Annotated in this window: 23 protein-coding genes and 1 tRNA gene; 7 read left to right on the forward strand and 17 right to left on the reverse strand. The window is 59.0% G+C overall.

Features of this window, described 5'->3' with window-relative positions:
• Positions 1 to 61: 61 nt before the first annotated feature.
• From RYA97_RS14835 to RYA97_RS14855, 5 genes are all read right to left on the reverse strand, one after another.
• On the reverse strand, positions 62 to 1,003 hold the full coding sequence (locus RYA97_RS14835; protein WP_002552145.1) for a ribose-phosphate pyrophosphokinase: 942 nt from the start codon (positions 1,001 to 1,003) through the stop codon (positions 62 to 64).
• Positions 1,004 to 1,048: 45 nt separating this feature from the next.
• Positions 1,049 to 1,123: transfer RNA gene (locus RYA97_RS14840), tRNA-Gln, on the reverse strand.
• Between the two features lie 37 nt (positions 1,124 to 1,160).
• Positions 1,161 to 2,009 carry a 4-(cytidine 5'-diphospho)-2-C-methyl-D-erythritol kinase gene (gene ispE, locus RYA97_RS14845; protein WP_044294212.1) on the reverse strand — a complete coding sequence of 283 codons (849 nt, stop codon included), beginning with the start codon at positions 2,007 to 2,009 and terminating at the stop codon, positions 1,161 to 1,163.
• Positions 2,010 to 2,029: 20 nt separating this feature from the next.
• Entirely contained in the window at positions 2,030 to 2,647 is a 618-nt protein-coding gene (gene lolB / locus RYA97_RS14850) for a lipoprotein insertase outer membrane protein LolB (RefSeq protein ID WP_316892626.1), read from the reverse strand.
• A 4-nt stretch (positions 2,648 to 2,651) separates the two neighbouring features.
• A complete protein-coding gene (locus RYA97_RS14855) occupies positions 2,652 to 4,379 on the reverse strand; it encodes a tetratricopeptide repeat protein (protein WP_316892627.1) in 1,728 nt (575 codons plus the stop codon).
• Between the two features lie 226 nt (positions 4,380 to 4,605).
• On the opposite strand from RYA97_RS14855, the gene hemA reads away from it, so the two are divergent.
• From hemA to RYA97_RS14885, 6 genes are all read left to right on the forward strand, one after another.
• Entirely contained in the window at positions 4,606 to 5,883 is a 1,278-nt protein-coding gene (hemA, locus tag RYA97_RS14860; protein ID WP_002552149.1) for a glutamyl-tRNA reductase, read from the forward strand.
• Positions 5,880 to 6,962 (forward strand): peptide chain release factor 1, encoded by a 1,083-nt coding sequence (gene prfA, locus RYA97_RS14865; protein ID WP_002552150.1) that lies wholly within the window; start codon positions 5,880 to 5,882, stop codon positions 6,960 to 6,962. The genes hemA and prfA overlap by 4 nt, the downstream gene beginning before the upstream one ends.
• Positions 6,963 to 7,796: a peptide chain release factor N(5)-glutamine methyltransferase gene (gene prmC, locus RYA97_RS14870; RefSeq protein ID WP_005746222.1), complete on the forward strand. Its 834-nt coding sequence runs from the start codon at positions 6,963 to 6,965 to the stop codon at positions 7,794 to 7,796.
• Positions 7,790 to 8,560 (forward strand): molybdopterin-synthase adenylyltransferase MoeB, encoded by a 771-nt coding sequence (locus tag RYA97_RS14875; protein ID WP_162266881.1) that lies wholly within the window; start codon positions 7,790 to 7,792, stop codon positions 8,558 to 8,560. Before prmC ends, RYA97_RS14875 begins: the two co-directional genes overlap by 7 nt.
• Positions 8,553 to 9,368 carry a glutamate racemase gene (gene murI / locus RYA97_RS14880; protein WP_002552153.1) on the forward strand — a complete coding sequence of 272 codons (816 nt, stop codon included), beginning with the start codon at positions 8,553 to 8,555 and terminating at the stop codon, positions 9,366 to 9,368. The genes RYA97_RS14875 and murI overlap by 8 nt, the downstream gene beginning before the upstream one ends.
• 118 nt (positions 9,369 to 9,486) lie before the next feature.
• A complete protein-coding gene (locus tag RYA97_RS14885; RefSeq protein ID WP_002552154.1) occupies positions 9,487 to 10,005 on the forward strand; it encodes an acyloxyacyl hydrolase in 519 nt (172 codons plus the stop codon).
• Between the two features lie 441 nt (positions 10,006 to 10,446).
• Here RYA97_RS14885 and RYA97_RS14890 read toward each other — a convergent pair whose 3' ends face one another.
• The 12 genes from RYA97_RS14890 to RYA97_RS14945 form a co-directional block, all read right to left on the reverse strand.
• Complete coding sequence (locus RYA97_RS14890; RefSeq protein WP_044294123.1) at positions 10,447 to 10,803, reverse strand: YkgJ family cysteine cluster protein; 357 nt, start codon at positions 10,801 to 10,803, stop codon at positions 10,447 to 10,449.
• The gene (locus tag RYA97_RS14895) at positions 10,758 to 11,267 is read right to left on the reverse strand and encodes a DUF2878 domain-containing protein (RefSeq protein WP_002552155.1); all 510 of its coding nucleotides are present in this window, start codon (positions 11,265 to 11,267) and stop codon (positions 10,758 to 10,760) included. The genes RYA97_RS14890 and RYA97_RS14895 overlap by 46 nt, the downstream gene beginning before the upstream one ends.
• Positions 11,260 to 12,528: an SAM-dependent methyltransferase gene (locus RYA97_RS14900; protein WP_005746219.1), complete on the reverse strand. Its 1,269-nt coding sequence runs from the start codon at positions 12,526 to 12,528 to the stop codon at positions 11,260 to 11,262. Before RYA97_RS14900 ends, RYA97_RS14895 begins: the two co-directional genes overlap by 8 nt.
• Entirely contained in the window at positions 12,515 to 13,315 is an 801-nt protein-coding gene (locus RYA97_RS14905; RefSeq protein WP_316892630.1) for a DUF1365 domain-containing protein, read from the reverse strand. Before RYA97_RS14905 ends, RYA97_RS14900 begins: the two co-directional genes overlap by 14 nt.
• Entirely contained in the window at positions 13,312 to 14,559 is a 1,248-nt protein-coding gene (locus RYA97_RS14910) for an NAD(P)/FAD-dependent oxidoreductase (protein WP_005746217.1), read from the reverse strand. The genes RYA97_RS14905 and RYA97_RS14910 overlap by 4 nt, the downstream gene beginning before the upstream one ends.
• The gene (locus RYA97_RS14915; RefSeq protein WP_044294119.1) at positions 14,556 to 15,344 is read right to left on the reverse strand and encodes an SDR family NAD(P)-dependent oxidoreductase; all 789 of its coding nucleotides are present in this window, start codon (positions 15,342 to 15,344) and stop codon (positions 14,556 to 14,558) included. The genes RYA97_RS14910 and RYA97_RS14915 overlap by 4 nt, the downstream gene beginning before the upstream one ends.
• Positions 15,341 to 15,763: a nuclear transport factor 2 family protein gene (locus RYA97_RS14920; RefSeq protein WP_005746214.1), complete on the reverse strand. Its 423-nt coding sequence runs from the start codon at positions 15,761 to 15,763 to the stop codon at positions 15,341 to 15,343. Before RYA97_RS14920 ends, RYA97_RS14915 begins: the two co-directional genes overlap by 4 nt.
• Positions 15,756 to 17,204, reverse strand: coding sequence for a deoxyribodipyrimidine photo-lyase (phrB, locus tag RYA97_RS14925; protein WP_057405220.1), 1,449 nt, complete (start codon positions 17,202 to 17,204; stop codon positions 15,756 to 15,758). The genes RYA97_RS14920 and phrB overlap by 8 nt, the downstream gene beginning before the upstream one ends.
• A 9-nt stretch (positions 17,205 to 17,213) precedes the next feature.
• Entirely contained in the window at positions 17,214 to 18,116 is a 903-nt protein-coding gene (locus RYA97_RS14930) for a MerR family transcriptional regulator (RefSeq protein WP_005733601.1), read from the reverse strand.
• A 3-nt stretch (positions 18,117 to 18,119) separates the two neighbouring features.
• Positions 18,120 to 19,076 (reverse strand): YbgA family protein, encoded by a 957-nt coding sequence (locus RYA97_RS14935; protein ID WP_004663916.1) that lies wholly within the window; start codon positions 19,074 to 19,076, stop codon positions 18,120 to 18,122.
• Positions 19,077 to 19,309: 233 nt separating this feature from the next.
• Positions 19,310 to 19,525: a TIGR02450 family Trp-rich protein gene (locus RYA97_RS14940; protein WP_044294115.1), complete on the reverse strand. Its 216-nt coding sequence runs from the start codon at positions 19,523 to 19,525 to the stop codon at positions 19,310 to 19,312.
• On the reverse strand, positions 19,522 to 20,508 hold the full coding sequence (locus RYA97_RS14945) for an NAD(P)/FAD-dependent oxidoreductase (protein WP_004660400.1): 987 nt from the start codon (positions 20,506 to 20,508) through the stop codon (positions 19,522 to 19,524). Before RYA97_RS14945 ends, RYA97_RS14940 begins: the two co-directional genes overlap by 4 nt.
• 288 nt (positions 20,509 to 20,796) lie before the next feature.
• On the opposite strand from RYA97_RS14945, the gene RYA97_RS14950 reads away from it, so the two are divergent.
• Positions 20,797 to 21,699, forward strand: a complete 903-nt coding sequence (locus RYA97_RS14950) for a TIGR01777 family oxidoreductase (RefSeq protein WP_002552166.1) — start codon at positions 20,797 to 20,799, stop codon at positions 21,697 to 21,699.
• Positions 21,700 to 21,707: the final 8 nt, after the last annotated feature.

The raw sequence follows: 21,707 nt of genomic DNA on the forward strand, positions 1-21,707 counted from the left end.
CAAAAAAGCCCCGCCCTGACCGGATGTCAGGGCGGGGCGCTTTTCGTCTGCGTGATGTCAGTTAACGGAACATCGCGCTGATCGATTCTTCATTGCTGATGCGGCGAACCGCTTCGGCGACTACCGGCGCAATATCCAGTTGACGGATACGGCTGCAGGCTTGTGCTGCTGCGGACAACGGGATGGTGTTAGTGACCACCAGTTCGTCCAGCACGGAATTTTCAATGTTTTCGATCGCCCGGCCCGACAGCACAGGGTGTGTGCAGTAGGCAAAGACCTTGGCTGCGCCATGCTCTTTCAAGGCCTTGGCCGCGTGGCACAGGGTGCCAGCGGTGTCGACCATGTCATCGACCAGAATACAGGTACGCCCTTCGACATCACCGATGATATGCATCACTTCAGAGTGATTGGCTTTCTCACGGCGTTTGTCGATGATACCGAGATCGACGCCCAGGGATTTGGCAACAGCACGTGCACGCACGACGCCGCCGATATCCGGGGAAACGATCATCAGGTTTTCAAAGCGCTGGTCTTCGATGTCATCCACCAGAACGGGGGAGCCGTAGATGTTATCTACCGGAATATCGAAGAAACCCTGGATCTGGTCAGCATGAAGATCAACCGTGAGAACACGGTCGATTCCCACCACGGTGAGCATGTCAGCAACAACTTTCGCGCTGATGGCAACACGTGCGGAGCGCGGACGGCGATCCTGGCGGGCATAACCAAAGTAGGGAATCACAGCAGTGATTCGGGACGCTGAGGAGCGGCGGAAGGCATCAGCCATCACAACCAGTTCCATCAGGTTATCGTTCGTTGGTGCGCAAGTCGGCTGAATGATGAAGACGTCTTTACCGCGGACGTTTTCATTAATCTCAGTACTGATTTCGCCGTCGGAAAATTTTCCGACAGAAACATCACCGAGTGGGATATGCAGCTGACGTACTACACGCCGAGCGAGATCGGGGTTGGCATTCCCCGTAAAGACCATCATCTTGGACACGCGCAGTACCTAGAGGCTGAGGGTAACCTGGATGAGTATAGAAAATGGCAGGGGCGGCTGGATTCGAACCAACGCATGGCAGGATCAAAACCTGCTGCCTTACCGCTTGGCGACGCCCCTGTATTGAATCAATCGAGTGCCTGGCACTCAATTCCTGTTACAGAATTTGCAGCTTGCGATGCAACATCGAAATGTTACTTCCTTTCGCTACGAACCCCGTAAGGGTCTCTGTAAGAAGGGCCGAGACTTTATCAGCTTCAGCTTTGTTTGGGAAGGCCCCAAACACACAACTTCCAGTTCCGGTTAATTTTGCTTCGGTAAAATTACCTAACAAATTCAAAGCGTTACGTACTTCTGGGTAACGCCTCTCTACAACCGCCTTACAGTCATTTCGACTGTTTCCCTTGGGAACGGGGCGCACTTTAATGGGCGGCGTGTCGCGTGTCAACAACGGATCTGAAAAAATTTCTGCTGTACTTACAGCGACTTGCGGAACGAGCACCAAATACCAGGGTTCTTCGGGGTCAACCGGGGTGAGAATTTCCCCGACACCCTCAGCAAATGCGGCGTGTCCACGGACAAAAACCGGTACATCGGCGCCTAGGGTCAGGCCCAGTTGCGCCAGACGATCTTCATCCCAGCCAAGCTGCCATAAATGATTCAGCGCCAGCAGTGTGGTGGCTGCATCCGAGCTGCCGCCGCCGATGCCGCCGCCCATGGGCAAGCGTTTTTCCAGCCAGATATCCATGCCCAGTGTGCAACCGGACTGTTTTTGCAGCGCGCGGGCGGCTTTGACGATCAGGTTGCTGTCATGCGGGACGCCGGGTACATCGGTCTGCAGACAAATTTCGCCGTCCTGGCGAACGGTAAAGCCCAGTTCGTCACCATAATCGAGAAACTGAAACAGGGTTTGCAGCTCATGGTAGCCGTCCGGGCGGCGTCCCAGAATGTGCAGCATCAGGTTCAGCTTTGCCGGGGCAGGCAAAACCAGCTGGGGTGTGGCCATATCCTGTAATGCAGTCATGGTCATTGCCCCAGTTTGCGAGGCTGCCAGTCCTTGATGACCAGCGTGACATCGAGGTCCTGGCCGTGCAGCTTGACGCGTTCGGGCAGCCAATAGCCATTCTGTTCGACATAACTGAGGTATTCCACCTGCCAGCCGTCCTGTTCAAGGCTGGCCAGACGGCTATCACCATCGAGTGTCACGCTACTTTTGCTGTCCGGTGCCGGCAAGCCACGCACCCACCATACGAGGTGGGAAACCGGCAGTTTCCAGCCCAGTTGATCCTGAAGCAGTGTTTCCGGCGTTGTGGCTTCGTAGCGGCCTTGGTTGGCGACTTCAAGCGCGACAGCGCCGGGCCTGCCGGTCAGTCGTGCTGCGCCACGGCCGAGCGGACCGGACAAGCGGATATCGTAGTAATCCTGACGCTGCAGCCAGAACAGGGTGCCGCTGCCGGAGTCCTTCGGCGCACGAATACCGACCTTCCCGTTGATCTGCCAGCCATCAAGGCTGCTCAGTTGCTGTTTGTGTTCGCGCCATTGCGCGGGGTCGCCCTTGCCCTGAACGGCTTCGCGGGAAGCGAGACCGGCACAGCCGGTGAGCAGGGCGATGAGGCTGAATACGATTACGTGGCGCAAAAACATAACGTCAAAGGGTCTCTGAACCGGTCAAGCGTCGCAGTGTGCTGCGCAGGACGGTGCTGTCGGGTTGTTGTTCCAGGGCCTTGGCCCATACTTTCCGGGCTTCGCGCTGTTCGCCTTTGGCCCAGAGTACTTCGCCCAGATGTGCGGCTACTTCGTGGTCAGGGAAGCGTTCGAGCGCCTGGCGCAGGTAGCGTTCGGCGGCGTCCAGATTGCCCATGCGGTAATTCACCCAGCCAAGGCTGTCGAGAACTGCCGGATCGTCGGGGCTGATCTGATGGGCTTTCTCGATCAGTTCGCGGGCTTCGGCGTAACGCGTGGTGCGATCGGAGAGGGTGTAGCCCAGTGCATTCAGCGCCATGGCGTTTTCCGGCTCGCGCTTGATGATGCTGCGCAGGTCTTTTTCCATCTGCGCCAGATCATTGCGCTTTTCAGCCAGCATGGCGCGGGTATAGAGCAGGTTGGCGTCGTCCGGGTATTGCTTGAGTGCCGTGTTCAGCACCTGCCAGCCGCGATCCAATTGATCATTGCTGGTCAGGGTTTCGGCCTCGATCAGGTACAGCTGAATGGCGTAATCGGGCTCTTCGGCACGTGCTTCAGCCAGGCGTTTGGCCGCTTCTGCGCCGTTGCCATTGCTGACCAGAATATCCGCCTGGCGCAATTGAGCCGCCAGGAAGTCCGGGCCCGGTCCGACCTGAGCGTATTCGTTGAGCGCGCTTTGCGGGTCCTCACGTTCTTCGTGGATGCGACCCAGATTCAAATGCGCTGAATCGACGTGTGCACCACGGGCGATCAGTTCTTCCAGGTAGCCAGCCGCTTCGTCCCAGGCCTTGGCTTCAAGGCACACCAGAGCCAGCGAGAAGCGCAGTTCGTCATCGTCCGGATATTGCTGCAAAAGAGCGGAAAACTGCACTTTGGCGTCTTCCATACGGTTTTGCTCAACGAGCATGCGCGCATACGTCAGGCGCAGGCGTTTGTCGTCCGGGTATTTCTTGATGCTTTTCTCAAGCAGGGGCACCGCTTCCTTGCCCCGGTTCATGCTTTGCAGCAGACGGGCATGCAGCAGGATGGGCGCGATTTCGCCTTCTTTGGGCGGGTTGTCTTCCAGCAGCTTCAACGACTGTTCGGCGTCACCATTCTGCTGAAGCAACAGCGCTTTGCCGAAAATCAGCTGGCTGTTGTTCGGGTATTTGCCCAGCAACCGATCAAAACTTTTGAGCAGGCCGTTGCGGGTGTCCGGATCGGTTTCGGCCGCGGACAGTGCCAGAAAGTCGAAGTGCGTGTCGCCCTGACCCTGCAGGACTCTCTCCATGTACACCAGAGAGTCGTCGTAACGTCCGGCGCGCGCCAGTTGAATGGCTGCGGCGCGTTGCGCTTCAAGGTCGGTCGGTGCGTTTCTTGCCCAGATCAGCGCGGTTTCCAGCGCAGACTGATCAGCGCCCATGTATTCGGCGATCTGATAGGCGCGTTCGGAGACCCCCGGGTCCTGAGTCTTGATCGCCTGGGTCACGTAGTTATCCAGAGCGATGTCGAAGCGGTTGCGCTGGCCGGCCAGCTCCGCGCTCAACAGGCTGACCAGGGTGTCCTGAGTGAACGAACCATAGACCTTCGGCTTGGCTTCAGGCGCGGGAGGGGCGTCTTTCTGAGCGGGCACGGGCTGTGACGAGACGGGGGCCATTGACTGGCAGCCGCCTAGAAAGGCAAGAGCAAGGAACAACGCGGAGGATCTATTCATATATAAGAAGGGCGGCTTACCTGCGGTGGGAGCATCATGACACAAGGCTGTTGGCAAAACCCACAGCCGTCGGAAAAACTGATGCAATGCGTGTGTTTGCAGTGTCGCGAGCCCGAAAACGCAGGCTGCGACGATCGATTGTAGTGGGACAATAATATGTGGTGGTTGTTCTGAGCTTATTGAAGTAGGACAATTACCGGCTTCACGTCACCACCTGCGACCCTGAATGGCCTTCCTTGCACTCGGTATCAATCATAAGACCGCCTCGGTCGACGTTCGCGAGCGCGTGGCATTTACCCCGGAACAGTTGGTGGAGGCGTTGCAGCAGCTTTGCCACCTGACCGAAAGTCGCGAGGCTGCGATTCTTTCAACCTGTAATCGCAGCGAGTTGTACATCGAGCACGAGCATCTCGGTGCGGACAGCATTCTTGCTTGGCTTGCCAATTACCATCACCTCAGCCTGGAAGAACTGCGCGCCAGCGCTTACGTCCACGAGGACGATGCCGCCGTGCGACACATGATGCGTGTCGCCTCAGGGCTCGACTCCCTGGTGCTCGGCGAGCCGCAGATTCTCGGCCAGATGAAGTCTGCGTATGCCGTTGCGCGCGAGGCCGGAACGGTCGGGCCGTTACTGGGACGTCTGTTTCAGGCCACGTTCAGCGCTGCCAAACAGGTGCGTACAGACACTGCAATTGGTGAAAACCCGGTGTCCGTGGCCTTCGCCGCGGTCAGTCTGGCCAAACAGATTTTCAGTGACCTGCAACGCAGTCAGGCCTTGTTGATCGGTGCGGGCGAGACCATTACTCTGGTCGCCCGGCATCTGCATGACCTGGGCGTCAAGCGTATCGTGGTTGCCAACCGTACGCTGGAGCGCGCCAGCATGCTGGCTGCCGAGTTCGGTGCCCATGCGGTGTTGCTGTCGGATATCCCGGCCGAGCTGGTCAACAGCGATATCGTGATCAGCTCCACCGCCAGCCAGTTGCCGATCCTGGGCAAGGGGGCCGTGGAAAGTGCGCTGAAACTGCGCAAGCACAAACCGATTTTCATGGTCGATATTGCCGTACCGCGGGATATCGAGCCTGAAGTCGGCGAACTGGACGACGTTTACCTGTACAGCGTTGATGATCTGCACGAAGTGGTGGCAGAAAATCTCAAGAGTCGCCAGGGGGCTGCACTGGCTGCCGAGCAGCTGGTCAGCGTGGGTGCCGAAGACTTCATGTCGCGGCTGCGTGAACTGGCGGCGGTCGATGTGTTGCGCGCCTATCGTCAGCAAAGCGAACGGCTGCGTGACGAAGAACTGAGCAAGGCGCAACGTATGCTGGCCAACGGCAGTAATGCCGAGGACGTATTGATCCAGCTGGCACGCGGTCTGACCAACAAATTGCTGCACGCACCCAGCGTGCAGCTCAAGAAGCTGTCTGCCGAAGGTCGCGTCGATGCGCTGGCCATGGCCCAGGAACTTTTTGCCCTCGGTGAGGGCTCGACGGATAAAACCCCGCAATGAAAGCTTCACTGCTCAATAAGCTGGATGTCCTCAGCGACCGTTTCGAGGAACTGACCGCGCTGCTCGGCGATGCCGAAGTGATCAGCGATCAGACACGCTTTCGCGCCTATTCCCGTGAGTACGCCGAAGTGGAGCCGGTCGTTGCGCTTTACCAACAGCTGATCAGGGTGCAGGGTGATCTGGAGGGCGCGCAGGCGCTGCTCAAGGACAGCGACCCGGACATGCGCGAAATGGCCGTCGAGGAAGTTCGCGAAACAAAACAGCAACTGGTCGAGCTGGAAGCGCAATTGCAGCGCATGTTGTTGCCCAAGGACCCGAACGACGGCCGCAACGTGTTTCTGGAGATCCGTGCGGGCACCGGCGGTGATGAAGCCGCGATCTTCTCCGGCGACCTGTTTCGCATGTACTCGCGTTACGCCGAGCGGCGTGGCTGGCGGGTGGAAATTCTGTCCGAAAACGAAGGCGAGCATGGCGGCTACAAGGAAGTCATTGCGCGCGTCGAGGGTGACAGCGTCTACGGCAAGCTGAAATTCGAGTCCGGCGCGCACCGTGTGCAGCGCGTGCCCGAGACCGAGTCGCAGGGTCGCATCCACACGTCTGCCTGTACGGTTGCAGTGCTGCCGGAGCCTGACGAGCAACAGGCGATCGAGATCAACCCGGCCGACCTGCGTGTCGACACCTATCGCTCCTCAGGGGCCGGTGGTCAGCACGTCAACAAAACCGACTCGGCGATCCGCATTACCCACTTGCCATCGGGTATTGTCGTCGAATGCCAGGAAGAGCGTTCGCAGCACAAGAACAGGGCCCGGGCAATGTCCTGGCTATCTGCCAAACTGAATGATCAGCAGACCAGCGCGGCGGCCAACGCCATCGCCAGCGAGCGCAAGCTGCTCGTGGGGTCGGGTGATCGTTCCGAGCGTATTCGTACGTATAATTTCCCTCAAGGGCGAGTGACGGATCACCGCGTGAACCTGACGCTGTATTCGCTGGATGAAGTTCTGGCGGGCGGGGTCGATGCAGTGATAGAGCCGCTACTCGCTGAATATCAGGCTGATCAACTTGCGGCACTGGGTGAGTAAATGACCATCATCGCAAGTTTGTTAAGAAGCGCCGAGCTTCCCGATTCACCGACCGCGCGGCTCGACATAGAGCTGCTGCTGGCGGCAGCGCTGGGCAAACCGCGCAGCTTTCTGCACACCTGGCCTGAGCGCATTGTCAGCACCGAGGCTGCGCTGGCCTTTGCAGGTTATTTGCAGCGTCGACGCACGGGCGAACCGGTGGCTTACATTCTCGGTCAGCAAGGTTTCTGGAAGCTTGATCTGGAAGTAGCGCCGCATACCTTGATCCCGCGGCCAGAGACCGAAATGCTGGTCGAGGCAGCGCTGGAACTGGTGCCTGCGTTCGCGCCCGCCAAGGTGCTTGACCTGGGCACCGGCACTGGGGCGATTGCGCTGGCGCTGGCCAACGAGCGCCAACAATGGAAAGTCACAGCGGTCGACCGTGTGCCTGAAGCGGTGGCGCTGGCCGAACGCAACCGCCAGCGTCTGCAACTGGATAACGCCCAAGTGCTCAACAGCCACTGGTTCAGTGCTCTGGAAGGGCAGCAGTTTGATCTGATCATCAGTAACCCGCCGTACATCGCCGACGCTGATCCGCATCTGTCGGCCGGTGATGTACGTTTCGAGCCGAGCAGCGCGTTGACTGCCGGTTCCGACGGGCTGGACGATTTGCGCACGATCATTGCCGACGCGCCGGTGCACCTCAGCGCCGATGGCTGGCTGCTGCTGGAGCACGGTTACGATCAAGGCCCGGCGGTGCGCGAACTGTTGATCCGTCATGGTTTCGAGCGCATCCAGACGCGTCGTGATCTGGGTGAGCACGAGCGCATCACGTTCGGATGCAAGCCGTGCTGAGTGATCAGGAGCTGCTGCGCTACAGTCGCCAGATTCTGCTGCAACACGTTGATATCGACGGCCAGCTGCGCCTCAAGCAAAGTCGCGCGCTGATCGTCGGCGTCGGCGGGCTTGGTTCGCCGGTGGCCCTTTATCTGGCCGCCGCAGGGGTCGGTGAACTGCATCTGGCGGATTTTGATCACGTCGACCTGACCAACCTGCAACGCCAGATCATTCATGATACCCAGAGCATCGGACAGGCCAAGGTAGATTCGGCTCTGGCCCGGCTCAAGGCGATCAATCCCGAGATCACTCTCGTCGCTCATCGCTCAGCGCTGGATACCGACTCACTGGAGGCGGCGGTGCAGGCTGTCGATCTGGTGCTGGATTGCTCGGATAATTTCGCCACCCGCGAAGCGGTGAATGCCACCTGTGTCGCTGCCGGCAAGCCGTTGGTCAGCGGTGCTGCCATTCGGCTTGAAGGGCAGTTGTCGGTGTTCGATCCGCGTCGTGCGGACAGCCCGTGTTATCACTGCCTGTACGGTCACGGCAGCGAAGCCGAACTGACCTGCAGCGAGGCCGGTGTCATCGGGCCGCTGGTTGGCCTGGTTGGCAGCCTGCAAGCACTCGAAGCCTTGAAGCTGCTGGCCGGTTTTGGCGAGCCAATGGTCGGGCGACTGTTATTGATTGATGCCTTGAGTACCCGTTTTCGTGAACTGAAAGTCAAGCGCGACCCGGCGTGCAGCGTTTGCAGTGCAGCAAGCGGGCAGAGCGAACATGCCTGACATGCAGATGAGCCATGCCAGCGATGCGCCTGTCGCAATCTTCGATTCCGGGGTCGGTGGCCTTTCAGTGCTCAATGAAATCCGCCAGTTGCTGCCCAGCGAGTCACTGCTGTATCTAGCGGACTGCGGGCATATTCCTTATGGCGAAAAGACCCCTGAATTCATTACCGAACGGTGCCTGACAATTGCGGGATTCTTCCGCGAGCAGGGTGCCAAGGCACTGGTCGTCGCCTGCAACACCGCGACGGCGGCGGGTGTGGCGCACATTCGTCAACGCTACCCGGACTGGCCGATTGTGGGCATGGAGCCTGCTGTCAAACCTGCTGCCGAGGCGACCCGCAGCGGTGTTGTCGGTGTGCTGGCGACTACCGGAACGCTACAAAGCGCCCGCTTTGCGGCGTTGCTGGACCGATTTGCCAACGATGTTCGGGTCGTGACCCAGCCGTGCCCAGGGCTGGTCGAACTGATCGAAACCGGTGATCTGCTCAGTCCGCAAATCCGTCAATTGCTGCTGCATTATGTCGAGCCGCTGCTGGCAGCGCGCTGTGACACGATCATTCTGGGCTGTACTCACTACCCGTTTCTCAAACCTTTGTTGCGGGAGATGCTTCCCGAATCGGTCACCCTGATCGACACCGGGGCTGCGGTAGCGCGTCAGTTACAGCGTCTTTTGTCGCGTTCCAGCCTTCTTGCCACTGGCGACGCGCGAGATACTGTGTATTGGTCTAGTGACATTCCGGACAATTTCAGAAAAATCCTACCTTTTTTGTCGCAAAGTCCTGGCAATGTGAGAAGCTTCCGTTTGTAAAAAAAACGTGAAAAAAGGCGCTTTTGGGGTGAACTAACGTCGCCTCCGCGGCTTCTATAAAAGCGGCTGATGAATTCCAACACTTTTCGTACAATTTAATATATTTAGGACGTTTCTCATGAAGAGACTCTTTTGCCTGGCCGTGATTGCGGCCGCTTTGGCAGGGCAAGCTTCAATCGCGCAGGCTGATGGTGTTGAGTTTTCGGTCGGTCAGACCGGCGAGTCGACCATGACTTATCGTCTGGGCGTGCAGTTCGATTGGGATAAAACCTGGCTGCAAAGCGACATCGGCCGTTTGACCGGCTATTGGGATGGCGCTTACACCTATTGGGATGGCAAGGACTACAAGGATAACCACAGCCTGTCGTTCTCCCCGGTTCTGGTCTACGAGTTCGGCAACGGCAACGTCAAGCCTTACGTAGAAGCCGGTATCGGCGTCTCGGTGTTCTCCAACACCCAGGTTGAAGATCGCAAGTTCGGTTCTGCCTTCAACTTCGAAGACCGCATTGGTTTTGGTCTGCGCTTCGCGGGCGGGCATGAAGTCGGCATCCGCGCGACTCACTATTCCAACGCCGGCATCAAAGAGCCGAACGACGGTATAGAAAGCTACGCACTGCACTACAAGATGCCGTTCTGATTTGACTGGCATTCGTGCGAACGCTTCGCTGCAGCACAACGTAATGCCCTGTACAAAGCCATTGCGCATAAAATGCTTTTTTATCGCGATGGCACTGACAACGCAGAGTGCGACGTTAGTGACGGCTGAGTTCTGACGCTGATCTGGGGGATGCGAGGCAGGACGCCGAGCAAGCCGCACCGGGCCAAGGATGGCCCGTTGCGGCGGCCCCCGGATCAGTGACAGGGCGAAGGAACCCGACGAAGTCGGGCCGGAAACAGGAGCGAAAGGCTTTGGTTACTTTGGTCTCATCAAAGTAACTCGCCGAGGGGCGAAAAGGTGACCTGAGTCGAACCTCAATCCACCTGAAGTCGCAGAACTGCTGGGTGACGCGGAGCGTCACGAACTGCATTACCACGCGGAGCGTGGGAACGATAATGAACGTCAAGTCAGCAGTATTTATTACAGATAAGCCGTCGCAATCCCTTTGCGTTCGTTCAGGCAGTCTTCTGCTCCGGCTTCGAACTCACGGCAGATCAGCGGGCGTTTCTCGTAGATCGTGCACATCATGGTGTTGCGATCCAGTGCTGCACACCAGCCGTCGTCCAGACGCAGCATGACCTCGCCACCCCACTCGTCGGTATCAATGTAGCGCTCAGGCACGCCCGTGTCGGTGATGAGCATCACTTCCAGTTGGCAACAGCAAGCTGCGCAGGTCGAGCAGGTGACTTCCGTTTCGCTGTGAATGTCTGCGAGCGGAATGAGCGTAGCGTTCAGAGCGTTTCTCCCGATTGTCTGGCTGCGCGTGCTGCCAGCCATTGCAGCAAGGGAAACAGCCCCGCCCAGACCAGCCCCAGCACCAGCATGCCAGGCCACACTCCGAGAGGAAGGTGGACCTGAGCCAGTTGTGAGCCGGCATAGTACGACATCGGGCCGCCAATAGCGCCCAGCACGGCGGCGCGCCATAGCGGCTTTGCGGTCCACGCCAGGCAATGATTGAGCGTCGTGCCCAGCACCGCCCACAATACCGCCAGCCACAGCGGCAGCAGGTAGCCGCCGCTGCCAAAGTCGAAAACGCCGAGTGTCATCAAGGCACTGTCGAGCACGATCCCGATTAACGTAACCGTCAGGATCAGCCGGCCTTCCGCTGCCCATGAGCTGGTCCACAGAAAATGCACCGCCAGCACGCCGACTGCAATCAGCAGCCAGTAACTGTTACCGCCCAATACGCAGGCGAACCAGCCGATCTGAAAGAGCAGCGCGTTGGCGATTGATTTAAGCATTGAAGCGCCCAAGCAAGGGTTCGCGCAGGGCATCGGGTTTGGCCAGGAGCAACTGCGCCGTACCGATGGTCCGCTCCAGAAAGCCGCCTTCGCAGTAGCACAGATAGAACTCCCAAAGGCGCAGGAAGTGTTCGTCGTAACCCAGTTCGGCCAGTTTGCCGTGCGCGTGTTTGAAGTTGTCGTGCCACAGGCGCAGCGTGCGCGCGTAGTGCAGGCCGAAATCTTCCATGTGCAGCAGGTTCATGTCGGTATCGCTGCCGACAATGTCCAGCATCTTCGCCACCGAGGGCAGAGCACCACCGGGGAAGATGTAGCGCTGGATGAAGTCCACATTGCGTTTGGCCTGAGCATAACGCTGCTCGCGGATGGTGATCGCCTGCAGCAGCATCATGCCGTTGCTTTTGAGCAGGTTCGCGCATTGCTTGAAGTACGTCGGCAGAAAACGGTGGCCGACCGCTTCGATCATCTCGATGGACACCAGCTTGTCATATTCACCGGTCAGGTCCCGGTAGTCGGTCAGCAGCAGCGTGACGCGTTCCTGCAGGCCCAGTTCGATCAGGCGTTGCTCGGTGTAGGCGAACTGTTCTCTGGACAGGGTCGTGGTGGTCACTCGGCAGCCGTAATGCTGCGCAGCATAAATAGCCATGCTGCCCCAGCCTGTGCCGATTTCCAGCAGGTGATCTTCAGGTTTCAGGGCCAGCTTCTGACAGATGCGTTCCAGTTTATTCAACTGCGCCTGTTCCAGCGTGTCGTCTTCGCTGAGGAACTGTGCGGCGGAGTACATCATCGTCGGGTCGAGAAACTGCTCGAACAGCGTGTTGCCCAGGTCGTAATGGGCAGCGATGTTTTTCTGCGAGCCTTCGCGTGTATTGCGATTTAGCCAGTGCAGGGCATGAATGAACGGACGGGTCAGGCGAGCCACGCCGCCTTCCATTGCATCCAGCACATCCAGATTGCTGACAAATACCCGCACCACTGCCGTCAGGTCCGGGGTAGTCCAGTAGCCGTGAATAAACGCCTCGCCAGCGCCGATGGAGCCGTTGCTGGCAACCATGCCCCAGGCTGCCGAATCAAGAATGTGGATTTCAGCCTGAATCAGCGCGTTGTTCTTGCCGAACACATGGCGCTCACCCCGTTCGATAACCACCAACTGGCCGTTGCGCAGTCCTGCTAATTGCCGTAACACACCTCGGCGCAGGATATTGGCCGTCAGACCATTGGTGCCCAGATTGGCAGAAAAACTACTGCTACTGCTTTTCATGGCGTGAGTCCTTGGTTTGAGCGGCGGCAGCACGGTACTCGCCGTCGGCGGCCTGATGAGAAAAAATGGGGATGCGCTTGACCAGCAGACGCATCGCCTGCCAGTAAATCGCCAGACAGGTTTTGGCGGTCATCCACGGGTAAGTGATCAGGTAACGATGCAGCGTCTGGCGGCTGAGGTTCTGGCGGGTCAGGTTGAGCGTGGCATCGAACATTTTCAGTTCGCCTTGCCAGTCAGCCATGTGCACACCAATCCGCTCGGCGGGCTGGCTGAAACTCATGCGGTATTCGAGGTCACGCGGCAAAAACGGTGAAACGTGAAAGGCCTTGGCCACTGCGAAATACTGATGCCCTTCACCCGTAGCGGGCAGTACATAGCTGTAGCGTTCGCCCCACGGTGTGTTGGTGACTTCACAGAGAATGCCTGCCAGTGTGCCGTCTGCCTCATGGCAGTAGAAAAAGCTTACCGGATTGAACGACAAGCCCCAGCTACGTGCCTGGGTCAGCAGGCAGACACGACCTGATGGTACGCGGCCCAGCGCTTTGCCAACCTGCTCGCGGACCGCCTCTATGAGGCTCATGCCTTGCCCGGTCAGCGCTGGCAGGTAGTCACGTTCGCGGAACGAGAAGGGCGCGAAACGCTTGCTGCCAGCCAGTGGCGAAAGCCCCAGCACGCTGTCCTGTTCATCCAGATCCAGATAAAGCAGGCCTATCCGATAGGTGAACTCATGGGCACGCGGCGCAAATCGCCGGTGGCTGATCCAGCCACTGTAGAGCGCGCTGTTCACAGCGTTTCACCAAACGCCTGGGCGACACGCAAGCCGCTGACCACGCCGTCTTCGTGAAAGCCGTTGGCCCAGTACGCGCCGCAGTACGACGTGTGGTCGACGCCATTGATTTCTTCCCAGCGCGCTTGCGCGGCGATTGCATCAAGGCTGTATTGCGGGTGCGCGTAACGGTAGCGGCCGAGGATTTTTGTCGGGTCGATGGCAGCGGTCTGGTTGAGGCTGACGCAAAAGGTTGTGTCGCTGTCGATCCCTTGCAGGATGTTCATGTCATAAGTGACGGCTGCCGATTGCTGTTCGCTGCCGCCGAGCCTGTAGTTCCAGCTGGCCCAGGCCAGTTTGCGCTCGGGCAGCAGTCGTGTATCGGTGTGCAGCACCACGTCGTTTTCGGCATAGCGCAGTGCGCCGAGCACCGACTGCTCGGCACTTGACGGCTCAGCCAGCAGGGCCAGGGCCTGATCGCTGTGGCAGGCAAACACCACCTTGTCGAAGCGTTCGCTGCCCATGGCGCTGTGTAGCGTCACACCGTCGCTGTCGCGCTCGACCCGTGTAACCGGGCATGACAGACGAATCCGCTCGCGGAACGACGCCGTCAACGGTTCGACATAACTTCTGGAGCCACCTTCGATCACGCACCATTGCGGCCGATGGGTGACCGAGAGCAGGCCGTGATTCTTGAAAAAGCGCACGAAGAACTGCAGGGGAAAGCCGAGCATGTCGGCCAGCGACATCGACCAGATGGCCGCGCCCATGGGCACGATGTAATGATCGATGAAACGCTGCCCGTAGCCGCCGCTCTTCAGGTACTCGCCCAACGTGGTGTCGGCCGCGATACGCTGGTTTTCCAGGTCGTCGACCGATTGACGATTGAAACGCAGGATATCGCGCAGCATGCCCCAGAACCTGGGCGACAGCAGGTTGCTGCGTTGGGCGAACAGACTGTTAAGGTTGTTGCCGTTATATTCCACGCCAGTGCGCGGATCATGCACCGAAAAGCTCATTTCGGCGGGCTTGAAGCCAACACCCAGCTGACTCAGCAGGCGAATGAAATTGGGGTAGGTCCAGTCGTTGAATACAATGAAACCGGTGTCAATGGCGTAAGCCCGGCCTTCGACCTGCACGTCCACCGTATGAGTGTGCCCGCCGACCCAGTCGGAGGACTCAAACACTGTCACCTCATGCGCGCGGTTGAGCAGGTAGGCACTGGTCAGGCCAGCGATCCCGCTACCAATGACGGCGATTTTCATTGCGCATCCTTATTCGACGACTCGGTCCGCGCCATACGTTTGCCGAGGGCCAGTCTGGCGCGTGCCGGGAGCATTGCCAGCGCGCGCATGCTGAAAATGAACAGCGCCGGGAACGCGATATCCAGTGGGCGTTTGTTGCGCCCCAGTTTGCTGGCGATATGTTTGGCGGCCTTCTCGACAGGCCAGCGCATCGGCATGGGGAAATCATTTTTCTGAGTCAGGGGCGTGTCGACGAATCCTGGGCTGACCACGGTCACGTCGATGTTCTCGCTGGCCAGGTCCAGACGCAGCGCTTCGAACAGATAACGCAGGCCGGCTTTCGAGGCGCCATAGGCTTCTGCGCGAGGTAGCGCCAGGTAGGTCACCGCACTGGCCACGCCGACCAGGTGCGGCTGATGCCCCTTGCGTAACAGCGGCAGTGCTTGCTCGATGCAATAACTGCTGGCCAGCAGGTTGGTGCGCACCACGCGCTCGACCATTGCCGCTTCGAACTGCCGCACGTCGATGTATTCACAGGTACCCGCGTTGAAGATGGCGGTGTCCAGCGCGCCCCATTGCTGCGCGATCAGGTCGGCCATGGCCTTGACCTGCGCAGGCTCGGTGATGTCGCCTGTCACCAGCAGCACCTGGGTCGGGTAAACAGTCGCCAGGTTCTGCAGCGGTTCAAGCGTACGGGCGGTCAACGCCAGCCGATGTCCTGCGTTGAGCAGTTCTTTGGCCAGCGCCAGACCAATGCCGCTGCTAGCTCCGGTCAACCAGATGCGTCGTGCAACAGGAGTGCTCATCCCAACCTCTTCTTCAGCCAATGGATGACTCGACCCATGATGGGCAGATGTTCGTAGAGCAATGCACCGGCATCGAAGTAATCCCGGTGTCGATAAACCTTGTCGTGCCACTTCAGGTGCGAACAGCCTTCGACACGAATCGTCCGGCCGCCAGCCAGGCGCGGGTGCGAATAGCTCATGGTCCAGACCAGATAGCCCTCGCCGGGGCGCACTTCATCGAAGGCATGAAAGTCGAAGTGCAGATCCTGGACGTTGGCATACAGCTCGTCGAAATAACGTCGCATGGCTGCAAGGCCATGGATGTCATGCATCGGGTCGCTGAACGACACGTCGTCGCTGTACAGCTCGGCGATCTGATCAAGGTTGTCCTTGTTCAGCGCGGCAAAACCTTCGGCGAAGCGATGCAGGAAATCAGTCATGTTCGATTCCCGCAGCGGGTTGGCGGGCCGGAAGCGCTTTGAACGCTGTCAGGGCGCGGGCGCGGCTTTTGCTCAGATCGACGATAGGTTTCGGGTAGTCGGCAGCGCCAAACAGGCCGCCGATGGACGCGGGGTCATGAATCTGCTTTTTATTCAGATCGGCGAGCTCCGGCAGCCAGCGTTTGATGAACACGCCTTCTGGGTCGAAGCGTTCCGACTGCGACAACGGATTGAAAATACGGAAGTAGGGCGCCGAGTCGGTGCCGGTGGACGAGCTCCACTGCCAGCCACCATTGTTCGACGCCAGGTCGCCGTCGATCAGGTGGCGCATGAAAAAGCGCTCGCCCTCGCGCCAGTCGATCAACAGGTTTTTGGTGAGGAACATCGCAACGACCATCCTTAGCCGATTGTGCATCCATCCGGTTTCCAGCAACTGGCGCATCGCTGCGTCAATAATCGGCAGACCGGTACGCGCCTCTTGCCACGCCAGCAGTTCTTCGGGGGCATCGCGCCACTTCAACGCCTCGGTTTCCGGGCGGAAGGCACGATGCCGTGATACACGAGGGTAGCCGACCAGCGTGTGTTTATAAAACTCTCGCCATAATAGCTCGTTGATCCAGGTCACAGTGCCAACGTCGCCGGTCTCGAATTCCCCCTGGTTGCTGCCCAGCGCCGCATGCAGGCACTGGCGCGGCGAAATCACCCCTGCCGCCAGATACGCTGACAGCTGACTGGTGCCGGGTTTGGCGGGAAAGTCGCGTTCGGTCTTGTAGTAACTGATTTGCGCGTCGGCGAAGGTCGCCATGCGCCGCCTGGCTTCGGCCTCGCCTGCTGGCCACAGGTCACGTAATGCTTTCGAGGGCGTGGCAAAGCCCTCGACCTGATCAGGGATCGAATCGCTCTTGATCGACAGTGATTGCTGCGCTTTGGGTGTGCGCACCGGCTGCGGCATGGCCTGGTGCATCCGGTTGTAGCAGACTTTCTTGAACTGAGTGAACACCTGGAAATAATTGCCGGTCTTGGTCAGTATGCTGCCCGGCTTGAACAACAGCTGATCAAGGTAACTGGTGACCTGCACACCGGCTTTTTCCAGCGCCTTCTGCACCGCCTGATCACGGCATGTTTCGTTGATGCCGTATTCCTGATTGAGGTGCAGGCCTTCGACCTTGAGCTGCGTGCACAGTGTCGACAGCACTTCAGGTGCCTGATCCCAGGTATCGGCCTCGCGAATCAACAGCGGTACGTTCAGCGCGCCCAGTGCCTTTTCCAGCTCGAACAGATTACGCAGCCAGAAATCCACCTTGCAGTCAGCATCGTCGTGGCTGCGCCACTGTGCCGGGCTGAGCAGGTAAACCGCCAGCGTCGGACCGCGCTCCATGGCAGCGGTCAGGGCAGTATTATCGTGAACGCGCAGGTCGCTACGCAGCCAGATCAGTTGCATGAGAAGTCCTTAGATAAGTCCGAGCTTGCCCAGCTCTATCTGCGCGCCGAGTGCGTCGTGGGCAAGGGTCAGTCCAGCTATCTCGCTAGCCTGTACGAGCAGCTCGGCGTTATGGATCTGCACCGTTGGTCCGCTCAGCACCACGGGGCAGGTGATATTGGCCAGCAAGCGGGGTAGTTGGGCCACATTCAGGGCTTTGCTGGAGTAGAGCAATATGCCACGTGGCTTAAGGTATTCCGCGGCCAGCGCCAGCTCACCGACCGGCAATGGCCAGTCGAACACCTCGACCGGGCAGTCGGCACTGCTCACCAGCCAGGCCGCGAGCCACAGGTGTGGTTCCAGCGGCAGATCGGACTGATTGACCAGCAGCAAAGGGCTGCCATTGAGCTGGCGATTGTTGTGATAGATTCGCGCGCCAAACTTGCTGCGTAGCCAAGAGTAGAAAAAAGTGCGCTCCAGCTGTGCGCCGAACTTGCCTTGCCAGCGCTGCTCCAGTTCGGCAAGCAGCGGCAACAGCAGCTGTTCGCACAATGTGCGTGGCGGGTACAGCGACATCGCCTGATTGAACACGTCATCAACCCGGCGTTCAGCCAACTCGCCGATCGCCACCAGCAGGGTCTGACGCAAGGCGTCCCAGTCGTTGGTCGGCGGCAGGGCGTCCTGACGGTTGTCATCGATCAGGCCTTTGACCTGGCTCACGGAGACGCCACGGTTGAGCCAGGTCAGAATCTTCATGACGCGCTGCACATGCTCGTCCGAATACAGCCGATGGCCTTTGGCGGTGCGGTGCGGAACGATCAGTCCGTAACGGCGTTCCCAGGCGCGCAAGGTAACGGCGTTGACGCCTGTCTGCCTTGCGACCTCGCGTATAGGCAGCCAGTCGCCCGGCACCTCTGTGTCTGTTTCATTCATGAGTCAAATCGCATTACGCAGGCTGAGGTTTTCCGGATGGGGCTGCATGTACACCTGCAGCGCTACATACGGATCCGGATGTTGGCGAAAGTGATGCTTGAGCAGGGTCAGCGGTACGATCAGGGGGACGATGCCCTGGTGATACTGGCTGATCACTTCCTGAATTTCCTGCTTGTCCTCGGCACTGATGGTTTGTTTCAAGTAGCCGCACAGGTGTTGCAGGACGTTGGTATGAGTGCGACGCGTTGCGCACTTCTTCAGCGCCGCCATCAGCTCGCTGAAATACAGCGGTGCGATTTCGTTCGGGTCGGTGCGGCCCATGCTGCCAAGCATTTTGCCCAGTGCCTTGTATTGCACCGGGTCATTGGCCATCAGCTGGTATTTGTAGCGCGAGTGAAATTCGGTCAGTGCACGCCGGGTGACGCCGTCTTTCAACAATTGCTGCCAGGCGGCATAGGCAAACACGCGGGTCACGAAATTTTCCCGCAGCACAGCGTCATTCAGACGCCCGTCTTCCTCGACCGGAAGGTTGGGGTGGCGCTCGCAAAAGGCCTGCGCGTAGATACCACGACCGCCACCGTCTACCGGGGCGCCGTTTTCGCGGTAGACCTTGACTCGCTCCAGGCCGCAGGACGGGGATTTCTGCATGAAAATGTAACCACAGATATCACCCAGCTCCTCGGCCATCTGTATGCCGTAATTGGCGAGCGCCTCGGTAACGTCCAGCTCACGATTGACGGTGCCCAGCGCCTTGGGGTTTTCCGCGTCGCCCACCAGCCTGATCGGCTCGCGCGGGATGCCCATGCCGATAGCGACCTCGGGGCACGCCTGGACGAAATCAAAATACTTGCTCAGTGCCCGCGTGCACAGATGGGACTCCTTGTGGCCGCCATTGAAACGAACCTCGGCACCCATCAGGCAGGCACTGATGCCGAGCTTGGGTTTTTCGATTGCGGACATTGGCATCGGTCACCTCTACAGAAGACTTGTACAGATAGTTCGCGCTGTACAACTTGTCTTCATCATAGGGGGATAGGTGTACAAGTCAAATTCTTTGTAGAGGGTTTTGAAGACTGCTCTGAACTGGCCAGTGCCAAAGCTGCGTTCGCACGCATCCTGTGACGCAGAGCGTCACGAACTGCGTGCCGACGCGGAGCATCGGCACGATAATCATCTGAATCCGGGCAAACCCGCTACTTCCAGCCCATCCGCCATGTATCCGCCTGCTGCAGCACCTGCCACGGCAGTCGTTCGCTGCGCTGGGTCAGCACGGCCTGCAGTGCGATTTCCAGCACAGTGCCTTCTTCATCCTTGAACAGCTCAGTCACCAGAAAATGTTTTTCCCGGTTGAGCGGGGTGGCTGCGGTCCATTTCGACAGCAGCAGTTTGCGAGGGTTGATCTGATTCATTGCAGGTGTTCCAGCAGTCGGCGTGCCGCTTCCTGGCCACTCAGCCAGGCGCCTTCGACGCGACCCGACAGGCACCAGTCGCCACAGACATAAATGCCCAGGTCGGCATCCGACAGCGCGCCCCATTCATGAGAGCCGGCAGGTCGTGCATACAGCCAGCGGTGCGCCAGGCTGAATACCGGCGCGGGCATGGCGCAATCGATCAATTCCGCAAATGCGCCGTGCAAGTGTTCGATAACCTGTTCTCTGGAAGCGTCGAGGTTCTGCCGACTCCATTGGCTGGTGGCGTGCAGGACCCAGCTATCGAGCGTGTCGTCGCGCCCCGGTTTGCTGCGGTTGCGGGCCAGCCAGTCAAGCGGGCTGTCCTGCACGAAGCAACCCTGCATGGGCGTTTGCAAGGGTGTTTCGAAGGCCAGGGCCACTGCCCAGGTCGGGTCCATCTTGACGCCTGCCACGACACTTGCCAGCTTCGGTGCGGCAGCCAGCAGAGCAGTGGCCTGCGGCGCCGGGGTGGCGATGATCACATGGCTGAAAGGGCCGTGGTTTTCGCCTTCGGCATCAAGTAGGTTCCAGTGCTGCTCCCCGCGAAACACATCGGTGATGCGGCACGAGAATGACACTGGCAAGTCGCCGCGCATGGCCCGGGTGATGGCGCTCATGCCTGGCTCGCCCACCCAGCGCACCTGCTCATCCGGCGATGGGCTGAGCCTGCCGCCGTGAAAGTTGTAGAGCAAGGGCGTCCACTCGGCGACATGCCCTTGAGCCTGCCATTGCTTCACGGCGGTGGCGAAACGCCGGTCACGAGCGGTGAAATATTGTGCACCCATGTCCAGCGAACCTGCGTCGCTGCGCTTGCTGGACATTCGACCGCCGCTGCCGCGGCTTTTGTCGAAAAGGTGCACCTGATGCCCGGCGGATGTAAGCGCCTGGGCTGCTGAGAGTCCGGCGATACCGGTACCGATGATTGCGATAGGGACAGTCATAGGGGCCTCGTTACCTTGTCTGTACAGACTACGCCGTAGTTAAAACCTGTACAATCTTCTTCTTTGGTATAACTTGCAGTGGTTTTGGAATTTGCCTGTTGAGTCACATTGCTGCTTTGAGGGTCGAACGGGGCAGCCATAAAGGCAAGGGCCTCATGGCTGCGCTCCATTAAGCTGTGGCCTATGGTTCAACTGACAGTTTCGTTTTCCGGACAAGCGTCACGGAGATCGTCACTGGTAAAAATAAGACTACTCAATTGTCACGTACGCCACGCGAGGTTATCTGCCATGCACATATTGCTGACCGGTGGTACTGGTTTGATAGGACGAGCGCTCTGCCGTTTCTGGTCTGCTCAGGGCCATGAACTGACGGTATGGAGCCGAAAACCCGCCGATGTCGCCGAGCTATGCGGCGCCTCGGTGCGTGGCATTGCCAGCCTTGATGAGCTGGGTGCGCAGCCGGTGGATGCAATCGTCAATCTGGCGGGCGCGCCTATTGCGGATCGCCCCTGGACCCGCAAGCGTCGCCTGCTGCTGTGGGACAGCCGCATCGGGCTGACCGAACAACTGCTGACCTGGCTGGGCACCCGCTCGCAAAAACCTGCGCTGATGATTTCCGGTTCTGCGGTCGGCTGGTACGGCGACAGCGGCGAGCGTGAAATCGATGAAACTTCACTGCCTGCCAAAGAAGATTTTGCCAGTCAGCTGTGCAACGCCTGGGAAGAAACCGCGCAACGTGCCGAGTCGCTGGGTGTGCGCGTGGTGCTGATCCGTACCGGGCTGGTGCTGTCGGACCGCGCCGGCTTCCTGCAACGCCTGTTGCCGCCCTTCAAATTCGGCATGGGCGGGCCTATTGGCAATGGCAGGCAGTGGATGCCCTGGGTTCATATTGACGATCAAATTGCGGCGATTGATTTTCTGTTGAATCTGAATGAAGCAAAGGGTCCTTATAATGTTTGTGCGCCATCACCGGTGCGCAATCGTCAGTTTGCCAAGGCACTGGCAGGTATTCTGCATAGACCGGCATTCATGCCTATGCCTGCGCTGGCCCTGAAAGTATTGCTGGGCGAGCTTTCGGTGCTGCTGCTCGGTGGTCAGCGTGCCCGGCCAGAGCGTTTGCAGAAAGCCGGTTTCACATTCAAGTACACCGAACTCGACACTGCCCTGCAAGATTTGCTGGGTCGCCACTGAACGCTTTG

Origin of the sequence: Pseudomonas syringae group sp. 26L6 (genome assembly GCF_032587815.1) — a bacterium.
GTDB lineage: Bacteria > Pseudomonadota > Gammaproteobacteria > Pseudomonadales > Pseudomonadaceae > Aquipseudomonas > Aquipseudomonas amygdali.

Excerpts from the sequence above, each read along its gene's own strand:
- RYA97_RS14945 (WP_004660400.1), bottom strand. The coding sequence starts at position 20,508 with ATGACTGTCCCTATCGCAATCATCGGTACCGGTATCGCCGGACTCTCA.
- hemA (WP_002552149.1), top strand. The coding sequence starts at position 4,606 with ATGGCCTTCCTTGCACTCGGTATCAATCATAAGACCGCCTCGGTCGAC.
- phrB (WP_057405220.1), bottom strand. The coding sequence starts at position 17,204 with ATGCAACTGATCTGGCTGCGTAGCGACCTGCGCGTTCACGATAATACT.
- RYA97_RS14920 (WP_005746214.1), bottom strand. The coding sequence starts at position 15,763 with ATGACTGATTTCCTGCATCGCTTCGCCGAAGGTTTTGCCGCGCTGAAC.
- RYA97_RS14930 (WP_005733601.1), bottom strand. The coding sequence starts at position 18,116 with ATGAATGAAACAGACACAGAGGTGCCGGGCGACTGGCTGCCTATACGC.
- RYA97_RS14935 (WP_004663916.1), bottom strand. The coding sequence starts at position 19,076 with ATGTCCGCAATCGAAAAACCCAAGCTCGGCATCAGTGCCTGCCTGATG.
- prmC (WP_005746222.1), top strand. The coding sequence starts at position 6,963 with ATGACCATCATCGCAAGTTTGTTAAGAAGCGCCGAGCTTCCCGATTCA.
- RYA97_RS14885 (WP_002552154.1), top strand. The coding sequence starts at position 9,487 with ATGAAGAGACTCTTTTGCCTGGCCGTGATTGCGGCCGCTTTGGCAGGG.
- RYA97_RS14940 (WP_044294115.1), bottom strand. The coding sequence starts at position 19,525 with ATGAATCAGATCAACCCTCGCAAACTGCTGCTGTCGAAATGGACCGCA.
- murI (WP_002552153.1), top strand. The coding sequence starts at position 8,553 with ATGCCTGACATGCAGATGAGCCATGCCAGCGATGCGCCTGTCGCAATC.
- prfA (WP_002552150.1), top strand. The coding sequence starts at position 5,880 with ATGAAAGCTTCACTGCTCAATAAGCTGGATGTCCTCAGCGACCGTTTC.
- RYA97_RS14895 (WP_002552155.1), bottom strand. The coding sequence starts at position 11,267 with ATGCTTAAATCAATCGCCAACGCGCTGCTCTTTCAGATCGGCTGGTTC.
- RYA97_RS14890 (WP_044294123.1), bottom strand. The coding sequence starts at position 10,803 with ATGGCTGGCAGCACGCGCAGCCAGACAATCGGGAGAAACGCTCTGAAC.
- RYA97_RS14855 (WP_316892627.1), bottom strand. The coding sequence starts at position 4,379 with ATGAATAGATCCTCCGCGTTGTTCCTTGCTCTTGCCTTTCTAGGCGGC.
- lolB (WP_316892626.1), bottom strand. The coding sequence starts at position 2,647 with ATGTTTTTGCGCCACGTAATCGTATTCAGCCTCATCGCCCTGCTCACC.
- RYA97_RS14915 (WP_044294119.1), bottom strand. The coding sequence starts at position 15,344 with ATGAGCACTCCTGTTGCACGACGCATCTGGTTGACCGGAGCTAGCAGC.
- RYA97_RS14950 (WP_002552166.1), top strand. The coding sequence starts at position 20,797 with ATGCACATATTGCTGACCGGTGGTACTGGTTTGATAGGACGAGCGCTC.
- RYA97_RS14900 (WP_005746219.1), bottom strand. The coding sequence starts at position 12,528 with ATGAAAAGCAGTAGCAGTAGTTTTTCTGCCAATCTGGGCACCAATGGT.
- ispE (WP_044294212.1), bottom strand. The coding sequence starts at position 2,009 with ATGGCCACACCCCAGCTGGTTTTGCCTGCCCCGGCAAAGCTGAACCTG.
- RYA97_RS14910 (WP_005746217.1), bottom strand. The coding sequence starts at position 14,559 with ATGAAAATCGCCGTCATTGGTAGCGGGATCGCTGGCCTGACCAGTGCC.